The sequence below is a fragment of the Halostagnicola bangensis genome, assembly GCF_054653435.1.
On the sequence record NZ_BAAIGG010000002.1, the window covers coordinates 1,561,055 to 1,575,439 of the forward strand.

Annotated in this window: 10 protein-coding genes and 2 CRISPR repeat arrays; of the genes, 8 read left to right on the top strand and 2 right to left on the bottom strand. The window is 58.3% G+C overall.

What is annotated here, in order from left to right:
• The first annotated feature begins 110 nt into the window (after positions 1-110).
• From csa3 to ACYQ14_RS09440, 4 genes are all read left to right on the top strand, one after another.
• Positions 111-764 (top strand): CRISPR-associated CARF protein Csa3, encoded by a 654-nt coding sequence (gene csa3, locus ACYQ14_RS09425; RefSeq protein ID WP_459887393.1) that lies wholly within the window; start codon positions 111-113, stop codon positions 762-764.
• 116 nt (positions 765-880) lie between these two features.
• Positions 881-5,601: direct repeats of the CRISPR family, unit length 37 nt; unit sequence GTCGCAACAGGGAGAAAACCCAGAACGGGATTGAAAC.
• 96 nt (positions 5,602-5,697) lie between these two features.
• Positions 5,698-6,513 (top strand): IS5 family transposase, encoded by an 816-nt coding sequence (locus tag ACYQ14_RS09430; protein ID WP_459887395.1) that lies wholly within the window; start codon positions 5,698-5,700, stop codon positions 6,511-6,513.
• Positions 6,514-6,766: 253 nt separating this feature from the next.
• Positions 6,767-8,059: a CRISPR direct-repeat array (repeat unit 37 nt; unit sequence GTCGCAACAGGGAGAAAACCCAGAACGGGATTGAAAC).
• 158 nt (positions 8,060-8,217) lie between these two features.
• Positions 8,218-8,586 (top strand): phosphoribosyl-AMP cyclohydrolase, encoded by a 369-nt coding sequence (gene hisI, locus ACYQ14_RS09435; protein WP_459887397.1) that lies wholly within the window; start codon positions 8,218-8,220, stop codon positions 8,584-8,586.
• Positions 8,587-8,630: 44 nt separating this feature from the next.
• Positions 8,631-9,782: a DUF7118 family protein gene (locus ACYQ14_RS09440; RefSeq protein WP_459887399.1), complete on the top strand. Its 1,152-nt coding sequence runs from the start codon at positions 8,631-8,633 to the stop codon at positions 9,780-9,782.
• 72 nt (positions 9,783-9,854) lie between these two features.
• On the opposite strand, the gene ACYQ14_RS22085 is transcribed toward ACYQ14_RS09440, so the two are convergent.
• Positions 9,855-9,995: a DUF8150 family protein gene (locus tag ACYQ14_RS22085; protein WP_488193333.1), complete on the bottom strand. Its 141-nt coding sequence runs from the start codon at positions 9,993-9,995 to the stop codon at positions 9,855-9,857.
• 176 nt (positions 9,996-10,171) lie between these two features.
• Here ACYQ14_RS22085 and ACYQ14_RS09445 point away from each other — a divergent pair, with 176 nt between their 5' ends.
• Both ACYQ14_RS09445 and ACYQ14_RS09450 read left to right on the top strand, forming a co-directional pair.
• Complete coding sequence (locus ACYQ14_RS09445) at positions 10,172-10,576, top strand: universal stress protein (protein WP_459887401.1); 405 nt, start codon at positions 10,172-10,174, stop codon at positions 10,574-10,576.
• A 183-nt stretch (positions 10,577-10,759) separates the two neighbouring features.
• The gene (locus ACYQ14_RS09450) at positions 10,760-11,254 is read left to right on the top strand and encodes an HPP family protein (RefSeq protein ID WP_283836709.1); all 495 of its coding nucleotides are present in this window, start codon (positions 10,760-10,762) and stop codon (positions 11,252-11,254) included.
• Between the two features lie 35 nt (positions 11,255-11,289).
• Here the strand turns inward: ACYQ14_RS09450 and glmM are convergent, their stop codons facing one another.
• The gene (glmM, locus tag ACYQ14_RS09455) at positions 11,290-12,654 is read right to left on the bottom strand and encodes a phosphoglucosamine mutase (RefSeq protein WP_459887403.1); all 1,365 of its coding nucleotides are present in this window, start codon (positions 12,652-12,654) and stop codon (positions 11,290-11,292) included.
• 180 nt (positions 12,655-12,834) lie between these two features.
• Here glmM and ACYQ14_RS09460 point away from each other — a divergent pair, with 180 nt between their 5' ends.
• Together ACYQ14_RS09460 and ACYQ14_RS09465 are read left to right on the top strand one after the other, a co-directional pair.
• Positions 12,835-13,725, top strand: a complete 891-nt coding sequence (locus ACYQ14_RS09460; RefSeq protein WP_459887405.1) for an HVO_0234 family beta-propeller protein — start codon at positions 12,835-12,837, stop codon at positions 13,723-13,725.
• Positions 13,726-13,801: 76 nt separating this feature from the next.
• Complete coding sequence (locus tag ACYQ14_RS09465) at positions 13,802-14,338, top strand: hypothetical protein (protein WP_459887407.1); 537 nt, start codon at positions 13,802-13,804, stop codon at positions 14,336-14,338.
• Positions 14,339-14,385 lie beyond the last annotated feature (47 nt).

A 14,385-nucleotide genomic window follows, 5' to 3' on the forward strand; every position in this document is an offset into this window, starting at 1 on the left:
TACACTCGAGACACTCACCATAAATGTCACGGCATATATAAAACGGAATTAGAATATGATGATTGCAAAATCGTGCAACGTTATAAGAAAGAGACGAATAACACCCTCCAATGCAAACGTTCGTCTCTCCTATCGGGTTTAACACGACCAGTGTCACACGGACGATACTCAATCAGGAAGTCGGCCCTGATGACGAAGTCGTGTTACTTCGGCCCGAACATCAAACAGACGATGATCGTGCGTCCGAAGCAATCGCAGATGTCGAACAACTATTGCAAGAAATCGAACCAGGAATCACAGTACACGTTACTCGAATACCACACGAGAACTTCGCAGCTGCGGTGATGACGTGCAGCGATGTCCTCCGGGCTGCAGATGGATCTGTTATCGTTAATTTCGGTGGTGGTGCTCGAGATGTGCTCGTTCCACTGACGATCGCAACTGTCGCGCACGGACACAATATTGCCGAGATTCTTGGATACAGTGACATCGATGGGCAGGTTCGAGAGTGGGAACTACCAACTATTCCAACGAACATCTCGAAAGGAGCCGTTGGCACACTCGAATCAATTGACCAGGCCGACGACGCTACGACAATACCAGTGCTTAAACAGCAAGGTGATCAAGCAAAAAGTACGATTGGAAGACACGTGAATCAGCTCGAGGACGAGAGTCTGGTTACGTCGTGGACTGAAGACCGAACAAAACACGTCGAAATCACACTCGGCGGGCAACTCTATCTGGCATCAAGAGGATCTGTTTGAGGTGCTGTTTCATCGACCCATATAAACAGTCTGTATAGCAGGGGTCGATGAACGGCACCATGAAATTCAACTGATGAGGAAGCTTTTTAGCGAACATCCACGTATTTGAACCCCCTGTCGCAACAGGGAGAAAACCCAGAACGGGATTGAAACTGAGGACGCTGGCCGGACTCGGAACCGTGCACCGGGCGTCGCAACAGGGAGAAAACCCAGAACGGGATTGAAACCGGAGTGGTTGAACGACATCGAAAGGTTATCAACGAAGTCGCAACAGGGAGAAAACCCAGAACGGGATTGAAACACCAAGCACAACCGCCGCGTTCTGAAGTGCAAGGTGTCGCAACAGGGAGAAAACCCAGAACGGGATTGAAACGCGCAGAACGGGCCGTATGAACTCGACGAAATCGAGGGGTCGCAACAGGGAGAAAACCCAGAACGGGATTGAAACTTCTCCCTGACCGTATCCTTAGCGAACTTGTAGAGGTCGCAACAGGGAGAAAACCCAGAACGGGATTGAAACGTGGCCGGGGACGTGATCAAATCGGAAGACGAGCGTGTCGCAACAGGGAGAAAACCCAGAACGGGATTGAAACTTGTTAGGGGGGGCCTACGTAGTAGGCCTCCCCCGGTCGCAACAGGGAGAAAACCCAGAACGGGATTGAAACGGCCAAGATCTATCAGATCCATCACTGAGTCGTGTGGTCGCAACAGGGAGAAAACCCAGAACGGGATTGAAACAGCAGGAGGAAAACCGGGAGTACAAGCTCGCCCAAGTCGCAACAGGGAGAAAACCCAGAACGGGATTGAAACAGCGATGAGTACGTCACAACGCGAAGACAACGGAGAGTCGCAACAGGGAGAAAACCCAGAACGGGATTGAAACTGACGCGTTCGGAGCGGGCGGTGAACCGTTCCTTGGGTCGCAACAGGGAGAAAACCCAGAACGGGATTGAAACTCGAAGAGATAGACCTCGAACCCGAGGTGAACGTCTCGTCGCAACAGGGAGAAAACCCAGAACGGGATTGAAACACGGTGCTCTGGTCGTGATCGTCGTCCGTCGACGAAGTCGCAACAGGGAGAAAACCCAGAACGGGATTGAAACTTCCGTGGCCTTCGATCAGGCCGGGGAAAATAACCGTCGCAACAGGGAGAAAACCCAGAACGGGATTGAAACTTACTGTAGATGTCTAAAGAGAGAACGTCTCTATCTGTCGCAACAGGGAGAAAACCCAGAACGGGATTGAAACGCCGCAGAAATGGGCGTGCCGGAATCGACGGCGAACGGTCGCAACAGGGAGAAAACCCAGAACGGGATTGAAACCTGTTCACAACGCGAATAACAGAACCTAAGCCCGCTGTCGCAACAGGGAGAAAACCCAGAACGGGATTGAAACAAAGTGGAACGATAATCGTTTGAGACTGTCACCCCGGTCGCAACAGGGAGAAAACCCAGAACGGGATTGAAACCACCCACTGTGATATCATCTGCCCGGATGGCGGGGGTCGCAACAGGGAGAAAACCCAGAACGGGATTGAAACCTATCCATCGAGCATCGCCTCACGGGCCTCGAGGACGTCGCAACAGGGAGAAAACCCAGAACGGGATTGAAACGGAGCGTGACAGCCACGTTACCGCCAGATGCGTCGTCGCAACAGGGAGAAAACCCAGAACGGGATTGAAACCTCTGCGTGTTGCACCCCGCCCATGAATTTGTGACCGTCGCAACAGGGAGAAAACCCAGAACGGGATTGAAACCGAGGTCAAGATTGAGTACCTGGCCGATGGCGCTACGGTCGCAACAGGGAGAAAACCCAGAACGGGATTGAAACCGGGCGATGACTGAGCCTCGGGAAGTCTTAGAGGGTCGCAACAGGGAGAAAACCCAGAACGGGATTGAAACAGGATAACAAGCAGACGTGGACGTTCGAAGGCGGCACGTCGCAACAGGGAGAAAACCCAGAACGGGATTGAAACTTTTTGATGTTGGCATTGGTATTGTAAATTGTAGTGTCGCAACAGGGAGAAAACCCAGAACGGGATTGAAACAAGAGGTCGTGAATGACGACATGGACGACCACATTCGAGTCGCAACAGGGAGAAAACCCAGAACGGGATTGAAACACGGGAATATTATCGCCCTGATGCCGCTCAAACCATGTCGCAACAGGGAGAAAACCCAGAACGGGATTGAAACCGCGGACCTCCCGGACGTGACGTTTGCCCACGAGTCGCAACAGGGAGAAAACCCAGAACGGGATTGAAACACGACTCGTGACTCGGATCACCGTCGACGAGTACGCGTCGCAACAGGGAGAAAACCCAGAACGGGATTGAAACAACCGAAGCTACAGAGCGAACAAGGTCGTTGGCGAGGGTCGCAACAGGGAGAAAACCCAGAACGGGATTGAAACGATTTAGACCCGCAAGGTCACGCCACTGAAGGCCTTGTCGCAACAGGGAGAAAACCCAGAACGGGATTGAAACCGCACCGGAATCCATGATAACCAGTAACGCGATTGTCGCAACAGGGAGAAAACCCAGAACGGGATTGAAACCGCGATCCGCAGGCGCGTTCATCCGGAAAACTTCCGTGTCGCAACAGGGAGAAAACCCAGAACGGGATTGAAACAACTCCAATGGCGGAAAGAGATGGACGCAGAGACCGGGTCGCAACAGGGAGAAAACCCAGAACGGGATTGAAACGCGGCTGGGGCTCTCCGATCGATCAGTATCTCGAGTGTCGCAACAGGGAGAAAACCCAGAACGGGATTGAAACGGCGGCTCACAGCAAACCACCTAATCGCTCCATTAGGTCGCAACAGGGAGAAAACCCAGAACGGGATTGAAACAGTGGTCGCTTCGCCGTCACCGTGAGTCACCTGCGCGTCGCAACAGGGAGAAAACCCAGAACGGGATTGAAACTCGCGTTTGAACGCCCACCGCTGTTCCATCATAAAGAGTCGCAACAGGGAGAAAACCCAGAACGGGATTGAAACGGTCTGAAGTAACCGCGAGTGAGGAAGAACAGGGCGGTCGCAACAGGGAGAAAACCCAGAACGGGATTGAAACTGGCTGTACACTGTCTTGCACTGACTGCATCGGTATGTCGCAACAGGGAGAAAACCCAGAACGGGATTGAAACATATATAATGTCCGAGAACCATGTTTACAATTCGCTGTCGCAACAGGGAGAAAACCCAGAACGGGATTGAAACTACTCATATGCACCCATTGACCGGCAAGTGATTAAAGTCGCAACAGGGAGAAAACCCAGAACGGGATTGAAACAGGATGTCACCGACCACGTTGACGACGCGACGATCGTCGCAACAGGGAGAAAACCCAGAACGGGATTGAAACGGCCCTGAATCGTATCCTTCATGTGGCCGGGAAGGAGTCGCAACAGGGAGAAAACCCAGAACGGGATTGAAACTTTTCACCGGCCTTTACGGGCCCATTTACCAGGGTTGTCGCAACAGGGAGAAAACCCAGAACGGGATTGAAACGTGTGTTCGTCTTACGCGGTATCAATCAATTAGGTGAGTCGCAACAGGGAGAAAACCCAGAACGGGATTGAAACGGTTCCGGTAAGCGGCAGAAACAGGAATCAACCGACGGTCGCAACAGGGAGAAAACCCAGAACGGGATTGAAACCGAAACGAACTCCAGCATCGTCCGCACTTTCACGTGATGTCGCAACAGGGAGAAAACCCAGAACGGGATTGAAACCGAAACGAACTCCAGCATCGTCCGCACTTTCACGTGATGTCGCAACAGGGAGAAAACCCAGAACGGGATTGAAACCGATGACCGCCGGGATTACAGCTCCCCTCGGGGCGATGGTCGCAACAGGGAGAAAACCCAGAACGGGATTGAAACAGCGAACAACGACAACAACGCAACAGCTCCAGATCGGTCGCAACAGGGAGAAAACCCAGAACGGGATTGAAACATGTCGCCAGCGGAATTCTCGAGTTCGTTTAAGAGGAGTCGCAACAGGGAGAAAACCCAGAACGGGATTGAAACTTCTTTGAGGCGCTAAACGTCCTCGACGCGCTTACGAACGTCGCAACAGGGAGAAAACCCAGAACGGGATTGAAACTAGACCCACGGCACACCGCCATCCTCGGCGGTCGTGTCGCAACAGGGAGAAAACCCAGAACGGGATTGAAACGCGGTGTTCCCGAAGCTGATCCGTCCGCTGGCGAAGCGTCGCAACAGGGAGAAAACCCAGAACGGGATTGAAACAGGCTTGCGGGGTCGAACTTGTCCCCGCATTCCTCGCAAGTCGCAACAGGGAGAAAACCCAGAACGGGATTGAAACGTTGATCGTAAGCACGGAGGCGGCTTAACGGCGTTGTCGCAACAGGGAGAAAACCCAGAACGGGATTGAAACGGAAATTTACGGCGATTCCTCGAAAGAGGATCTTATGTCGCAACAGGGAGAAAACCCAGAACGGGATTGAAACATCTGGGGCCAGGTCACCTGCGCGGCCGGGTCAGGTCGCAACAGGGAGAAAACCCAGAACGGGATTGAAACGTCCGACCTCGATCTACGTGACGAAGGCGGAAACGGTCGCAACAGGGAGAAAACCCAGAACGGGATTGAAACTTCGACGACCTTCGAGAGACGGGCGACGAACTCGTCGAGTCGCAACAGGGAGAAAACCCAGAACGGGATTGAAACCGATAATGTCCGACGACGTCGAGTCGGTCGAGTTCGGTCGCAACAGGGAGAAAACCCAGAACGGGATTGAAACCGATGTCCGTCGGCGTAACGTTCGTCGGCGACCTCGAGTCGCAACAGGGAGAAAACCCAGAACGGGATTGAAACCATGATGCCTTGTTTTGCCGCCGATTGACGGCAACCTCGGACGCTCTCACAGGAAGATTCCGACACATTCTCCCTGAAATGGACGCCGTCTGGCGATATGGCATCGCTCAGACGGCTAGCACGGATGTGTCGAGACCTTGCCAAACAGCACGTTGATGATCCGGACGTACCCGCCGCGCCGGACGGCGCGGACGGGTACGCCGAGTGGACACAGATCGCGTTGATTCTGTTCCGAGTAGAACTGGAGAAGAGCCTCCGTGAAACTGAAGACTACCTCAACGAGATGCCCGCTGTTCTTGCTGTGTTCGATCTCGACGAGGCACCGCACTACAGCTCGCTCTCTCGATGGGAACAACAGTACCGAATGCGTGAACTTCGCCGCCTGCTCCGCCGAAGCGCGGAGCAGGCGGGTTGGAGCGGTGAAGCAGCGATTGACGCGAGTGGCTTCCAACGTGATCAAACCAGCCATCATTACCGCGACCGTGCAGGCTTCTCGTACCGGTCGCTGAAGACGACGATCTTGATCGACGTAAACTCATTAGCGATCAAGGACGTTCACTACACGACCCAGAAAGCGTGGGATGGCCATATCGGGATGCAGGTCTTCCGGCGAAACGCGGAAGACCTGCGCGTACTGTCTGCTGACGCGAACTACTCATGGAGCGACCTCCGAGAGGAGTGTCGCTCCAACTCAACGCGACCGTTGATCAAGCACAGAGAGCAGACACCGTTACAGAAGGCGCACAACGCCCGGATGAACGAGGACTACAACCAGCGCTGGATGAGTGAAACAGGCTTCTCGCAGTTGAAGGAAGACGACGGCGAGAAGCTCCGCTCCCGGAGCTGGCACGGCCAGTTCCGGGAGCTGACTCGGAAGTGCATCGTCCATAACCTGACGCAGGCGGCGAGTTAAGGGCTCGCCGCCTGCTCCCCTTCTCCGGATGTATCCGGGAGAGGCATCGCCGTCGTCACCGAAGCAAGGACGCTATATACCATAGTTCTGACCCTTCAGCAAGCGTCGATACTGACAGCGATTGCATCTCCTGCGGTCAAAAACTCGTCTCAAACGGTGTGGAACGGCAGATCGTCAACACCACCCCAACGCAGTCTTGCGTTCAACAAGGCAAACCATGATCCTTCCAACCCGGCGCTTCACTTTCACACCGGTCGCAACAGGGAGAAAACCCAGAACGGGATTGAAACTGCAACGGATTGTGTTGATATGGTGCGAAACATTCCGTCGCAACAGGGAGAAAACCCAGAACGGGATTGAAACGCGTTTCGTACGATTACATCCTTGAAAAAGAATAATGGGTCGCAACAGGGAGAAAACCCAGAACGGGATTGAAACTGGTTGAGGAAATCGGCGAAGCCGCCGCTCGAGGTGCTGTGTCGCAACAGGGAGAAAACCCAGAACGGGATTGAAACTCGATATCGTCAAACGGGTCGTCGGGATCGTCGCCGTCGCAACAGGGAGAAAACCCAGAACGGGATTGAAACATCGAGCGGATTCTCGACCCGAACCATCCGCGGAAGTCGCAACAGGGAGAAAACCCAGAACGGGATTGAAACAGGACGACCGTCGACGGGCCATCCTGGAGGTTCGCCACGTCGCAACAGGGAGAAAACCCAGAACGGGATTGAAACGATGATAGATTTGCTCTCGCCGGGGTCTATTTCAGTGTCGCAACAGGGAGAAAACCCAGAACGGGATTGAAACCTCATTGAGTCAGACTCAGACGAGTTACACGAGGAGTCGCAACAGGGAGAAAACCCAGAACGGGATTGAAACCGCTCGTACCACTCGTTGATCGTGAGCGTGAGCGCCTCGGTCGCAACAGGGAGAAAACCCAGAACGGGATTGAAACCGGCGTGTTCGGCTCGCCGATCGGTGTGGCGTCGAGGTCGCAACAGGGAGAAAACCCAGAACGGGATTGAAACTACAAATGAACCTTGAGAGTAAACGATGAGTCCAGGTCGCAACAGGGAGAAAACCCAGAACGGGATTGAAACAAGCATGACGGGCTTCGGCGGCCGCCAGACGGCTAGTCGCAACAGGGAGAAAACCCAGAACGGGATTGAAACCATCCGAAGCGAAACGGGGTCCGCGTCGTTATCGAGCGTCGCAACAGGGAGAAAACCCAGAACGGGATTGAAACACGTGCAACTGCGAACTCCACAACATCGACGACGCGGACGTCGCAACAGGGAGAAAACCCAGAACGGGATTGAAACTTCGGCCTGCCGTCTTGCGGTTAGACCCCCCTTGAAAAGTCGCAACAGGGAGAAAACCCAGAACGGGATTGAAACAGGAAGGCATGCGCGCCATCAGTTAGGTAGTATGTCATGTCGCAACAGGGAGAAAACCCAGAACGGGATTGAAACTTCATCTTGCCGCCCTTGTGGATTCCCTGGCAGATCGGTCGCAACAGGGAGAAAACCCAGAACGGGATTGAAACACGGGCCACTCGAGCGACTCGTCACCGTTTGCGAGGAAAATAACAGCTGCCATCGAGATTTGCTCGAGAACCACTACCGGTCCAACCGAAACCCGTCCGTTCCCACAACGGAGAGTTCAGCAAAAGACCTATCGCCCCCGGCGGACTTCCACTCGAGTATGGACGACGGCATCGAGGTCGATTTTGGCGACGACGGGCTGGTTCCGGCCGTAGCTCAGGACGCCGAGACTGGCGAGGTGTTGATGCTCGCATACGTGTCTCCGGAGGCCCTCGAGCGGACGCGAGAGACGGGGGTAGCTCACTACTACTCGAGAAGCCGCGACGAGTTGTGGCAGAAGGGCAAGACAAGCGGCCACACCCAGCAGGTCGACGCCGTGCGGGTCGATTGTGATGCCGATACGTTGCTCTATCTGGTCGACCAGGAGGGCGGCGCGTGTCACACGGGCCATCGGTCGTGTTTCTACCGCACGATTGAGGGCGAGAACGTCGGCGAGAAGGTGTTCGAACCGGACGAAGTGTACGAATAATTCGGCCAGCTAACTAAACAACGCGAACTCAACGGACCCAGACAATGAGCGAATCCGTTCATCGCACAGAATCCGACGCACTCGAGGCGCTCGAGGCGGCCCGAGACCGGCTCGAACGGGCACAACAACAGATCGAAACGCAGGGCGGCGACGGCGGAGAGGCGGTCGAGGACGCCGCCCAAGCGTACCGGGATGCGACCGACCTCCTGGAGTCCTACGTCGACCGCGCGACGGGAACGGGAAAGGAGAACTTCAAGGCCTACGTCGAACTCGAGGGAAAGTTCGATTCACTCGTGGAAGGGCTCTCGGACGATCTAAAGGGACGAGAAGCCTTCGAGGCGTCGCTGGACGCGATCGATAAACGCCGCCTAAGCGAGTCCGATTTCGAAAAGGCAGAAGCCAAACTCAAGCCCGCCAAGCAGTACGCGGAGCTGATCGACGAACGCCAGGCCGCTCGCGAGGCGGTCAGATCGGCCCGAACGAACGCGAGCAAACGCCTGCGAGAGATCGAAGACGAACTCGAGGAAAACGAGCGGCTGCTCGAGCTTTCGAACGCCGACCTCGACGCGCCGGTCGAGCAACTCCGCGAGCCCATCGAGGTCTACAACGATGCGTTCCGCGAGGCCTTCGAGGCGTACCGAAGCGAGGCCTCCGCACGGGAGATTTTCGCCTTCCTCGATCGGACGCGCTGGTACCCCTTCGTCGGGTACGAACAACCGCCCGCGGATCTCGAGTCCTACGTCACCACCAATTCCGCGGGCGAGTATACGATCGACGAACTCCTCGAGTACGCGAACTACTCCCGGTCGAAGCTCTCTCACTACGTCGACGACGCGGACGAGCTCAAACGGCAGGTGGCGACCCAGCAGACCTATCTCGACGGCATCGACGCCGAGCCGTTGACCCTCGAGTGGCCGCCCGGACCCGCGGGGGTCCTCCAGCGCCGAACGCGGGAGTATCGACCGTTCGTCGACCGGATCGCCGACGAAGAGACAGTCGCGCTGTTGCGAGACGTCCGGCTCCTCACCCGCGACCCCGACTACGGTCGCCTGCAAACGGCGGCCCAGGCGGTCGTTCAGCTCACTCCCGACGAACGCAGGCGACTAGCGGACGGACGGATTGGGGACGAACTCGAGGCGCTTCGAGAGGAGCGCAAACAGTTGCGGGCGGCCCTCGAGGTCGACGATCCGGTGTAGCTCACTACCGTTTTTCGGCTACTGCCGTATGACATTCCGTACGTGATGCTCGTGTTCAGGTAAAAGTTCAGTTTATTTGTCACTCACGAGTTGAGAGTCCACAACTGCGTTCTGCTGTGGCCCCATACGTCGAGAGGTATCGTGAATGTAGTCGGCCCACCGACGGACGGCCTCGAGGCTCTCTCGAGTAATCCGATCGTGTTTCGCCGCCAGTTACCCACATTTCTGTGAGTCGGTGATACGTATCGAGAACGTCTAGTTCGGGAGCCCAACGTTTGAGTTCCGACTCCTAAGCGTTTCTCCGAAAAGTGCGTAGGGATGTGCCGCGTCTCCGAGGCGCAGCTGCAAACTCCGGAGAATTTTCCCGGGTCGGGCACGAACCCCGTGGTATGACACATCATCTCTTGGTCCCCGTCGACGACTCCGATCCCGCTCGCGCGGCCCTCGAGTACGCCCTCGAGCACTTTCCCGACGCGGAGATCACCGTCCTTCACGCGGTCGACGACCTCGCGGCCGGCTACGCCGGTCAACCGCCCGCGATCGCGGGAACCGATGCCGAACCAGAGGTGTTCGACGAAGCGAAGCGACTCGCCGAAGAGTACGACGCTGATCTCGAGACGGCGGTCGTCGATGGAACGGCCGGCGACGCCATCCTCGAGTACGCCGAGGAGGAAGGCGTCGACGGCATCATCATGGGAAGCAAGGGCCGGTCGGGCGTCTCGAGAGTGTTGCTCGGCAGCATCGCAGAACAGGTGACTCGACGGGCGACGGTTCCGGTGACAGTCGTTCCGTGATTGCGGTCCGCACGATCGCCGATGACGGCGCGGGCCTTCCCTGAGGACGACGCTTCGCCTCACTCTCCGCCTCGATCGACACTCGCTCTTCGCCCCGATCGACACTCGCTCTTCGCTCCGATCGGCGCTCGAGACGGCCGAAACCGATCACGTTTTTACCTCGAGTCCGAACGCTCGAGCAGGATGGACGATCAGCTCGGGAGCACGCTCCACACCGGACTCCTCATCATGACCACAGCGGGGATGGCGTGGCTGTCAGGGTTCCCGATGTTGTTTCCGAGTCTCGGTCCAACGGCGTTCGTGCTGGCACTGTTCCAGAAGAGCGACGCGACCTCGCCGCGGCGCGTGATCGGCGGCCACGTCATCGGCGTCGTCGCCGGGCTCCTCGCTTACCACCTGCTCGCCGGCGGAATCACGATGGCGGGGACGACGGAACCGGGGTCGATAGAAGGCCTCCGCCTCGCAGCAAGCGGCGTGTTCGCGACGACGCTCACCGCGGGCGGAATGCTGGCGACGGATACCCGCCATCCCCCGGCCTGTGCGACCACGTTGATCGTCTCGCTCGGACTCCTCACGACGGTCCTCGAGGGCGCGTTGATCGTCCTCACCGTCATCGTTCTCGTGCTCGCCCATCAGCTGTTGCTCGCGACCGAACGGTGGGGCGCACGACACGTCTGAAAGAAAAAGCTGGTTGAAAGATGGCAGGTCCGCAGTCAGGCCTCGTCCTTCGCCTCGATTAACGCCCGATACATGTCGTCTGCGAGTTCGTCGGCGCGACTCGAGTCGCGAGCTTCTGCGTAGATTCGAACGAGGGGTTCGGTTCCCGACGGTCGGGCGAGCACCCAGGCGTCGCCGTGATCAAGTCGGTAGCCGTCGCGGGTGTTGAGTTCCGCCTCGGAGGTTTTGGCCTGGTTCGCCGCAGCGTCGATCATCGCGTCGCGCTCGGCGGTCGAGTCGTACTCGACGTTCCGTCGAACGTTCGCGTAGCCGCCGTACGGTTCGACGAGGTCGCTCACCGACTGGTCGGCGACGAGTTCGAGGAACCGGGCCCCGGTAAAGGCCCCGTCTCGCGAGAGGCGGAATCCGGGGAAGAAGATGCCACCGTTGCCCTCGCCGGCGACCGGAACGCGGCGGTCGTTGGCCTCGAGTTCCTCGATCCTCGTGATGATGTTCGTCGAGCCGATGGGTGTGAGTTCGATGGATGCACCGGCGTCGTTGACCACGTCGACCAGTCGCTGGGAGACGTTGACCGCGGAGACGGTCGTATCGTCGGGCTCGAGTTCGGCCGCGGCGAGTGCGGCCAGCGTCGCGTCGCCCTCGATGTACTCGCCGGTTTCGTCGAAGAAGATGGCGCGGTCGGCGTCGCCGTCGTGGGCGATTCCGATATCGGCGTCGGTCGCGCGAACGAGCCGGCCGAGATCCTCGAGGTTGTCGGGAACGGGCTCGGGGTCGCGACCGGGGAAGTGGCCGTCGGCCTGGCTGTTGACGGTGACGACTCGACAGCCGAGCTCGCGGAAGAACTCGGGGCTGACGAGCGCACCCGCACCGTGGCCTGGGTCGAGGGCGACGGTCAGGTCGGCGTCGGCGATCCGCTCTCGGTCGACGGTCGCAAGCAGTTCGTCGATATAGTCCCGCCGGACGCCGTCGACGTCACGGCTTCGTCCGGTTTCGTCCCACGCGGCGACCTCGAACGACTCTGCGAGCAGCGCTTCCTCGATTCGCTCTAAGTCGTCGATCGCCAGTTCGACGCCGTCGCTCCCGACGAGTTTGACGCCGTTGTACTGGGGCGGATTGTGCGAAGCCGTGATCACGATGGTCGGCACGCCCTCGCGTTCCGCGTAGAACTGCGCGCCCGGCGTCGGGAGGATGCCGAGTCGATCGACATCCGTTCCCGTGCTCACGATTCCGCTGGCCGCCGCATCGGCGAGCATCCGGCCGGTGTGGCGCGTATCTCGAGCGATCGCGATGCGGTCGACGTCCCAGGCTGTCCCCGCAGCCTTTGCGACACGCAGGACGAATTCCGGCGTCAGTTCCTCGTTGGCGACGCCGCGAGTTCCACTCGATCCGAACACTTTCATTGAGAGGTACTCTGTACGGACACCTCAAAGGGGTTCCGGAGAACGCACACGTCCAGCGCTCGCTCGAAGGAGTACAGTAGTCGCAACCAATGGCGTCGCCGACATCCGATATCGTCCGCGAACCCGACAGCGTCGCCGCCAAGCAGAATGCTTTCGACGCCCCCGGCCAATAGCACGACTATGACCTCGATCGACGAAAAACGCGTCTACGGCGAGAGTGAGGGCGCGCTCAGCGCCTACGTCGGCAGTTCCATGGGTGTCGTCCGTGTGAAAGTCTCCGGAAGCGCCGTCGGCGAGTTCTCGCTCTGTCACCGAAGCGAGACTCGAGATGTCGCCGCCGGGCCCGGTTCAGTCGCCATCGCGACCGAAGAAGACGTGCTGGTGGCTGATCCGACCGATCCCGACTCGTTCGCGGAAACGGACTTCGGCCCCGCAGTAGGCGTGAGCTACCACGACGAAGCGCTACTGGCCGCCGGACCCGATGGTCGCATCGGCCGCCGACTCGAGGGAGACTGGGAAACGCTCGCCGAAACGCTAGAAGCCGACGTTCGAGCGATGGACGGAGACCTGTTGGGAACCGAAAACGGCGTCTATCGCGTTCACGACGGCGAACTCGACCACGCGGGGCTCACAGACGTCCGCGACGTCTCCGCGGCCGGCGTTCCGCTCGCGGCGACCGAAGCGGGGCTGTACAAACTCGGCAACGGCTGGATGGAGGTTCGATCTGAATCCTTCGACACGGTCGCGGCCGACCCGGTTAGCCCGCCGGGCGAACTCGAGCGAGCGCACGCGGTTTCCGAGGGCGTCGTCTACGAGCACTCGAGCGACGGGAGCGAAACGGCCGAATGGATTCGGGACGACGAGTTGGGGTCCGACGAGCAAACGGACGAAGATCGGCGCGCGAGCGGTGCGAACTCGAGCGATTCCGTCGTCGGCTTCGGCTACGGGGAAACCGTCTATGCGATCACGTCGGCGGGAACGTTTCTCGCGGCCGATACGGACGGCTGGCGACCGCACGTTCTCGGCGTGGCGGGCGTTACAGGGCTAGCGATCCCTGAACCACCGGCGTAATCCGATCCGGCGAGCGACGAGAGTCTGACGTGCGTCTGACGGGGGCTTAATGTGACGGGATTCTCAGAAGACTCCAATGGCAGAGATAACACGGCGGCGCGTGCTGGCCGTCGCGGGTGCAACCACGATGGGTGCGGTTGCTGGGTGTACGAGTTCCGGTGAAGAAGACGAAAACGGCGGCGACGACGAAAGCGCTGGCGGTGAGGGCGACGGGCCCGAAACCGAGAGCTCCGAAACCGGTGACCAGACCGGGACCGTCCTCGGCGATATTACGGTCGAAAACATGGACGAGACGAGCCACACCGTCGATGTTCTCGTCGAATTCGACGGCGAAATCGAGGACTGGACCTCCGAGAGTCTCGAGTCCAGCGGCGAAAGTACGACGCTCGAGCGAAACTGGCCATCGGAACCGGGTTCGATCCGGATCGTCGCTCGAGTCGACGGCGACGAGTTCACCGAAGCGACGCCAGCGGACTGGAACGACCCGGACTGTTTCAACCTATACGTTAGCGTCAGAGACGCCGACGGCGTGACGATCGCGGCCGATACGGACAGCGGCCCCTGCGGATCAGGGGATACCGATGTCGACGACGCCGAAGAAGCCGAGGACTAACGCGATCCGGAGAACGAAAACTGGTTTAGCCCGGGGGCAGTCTCACC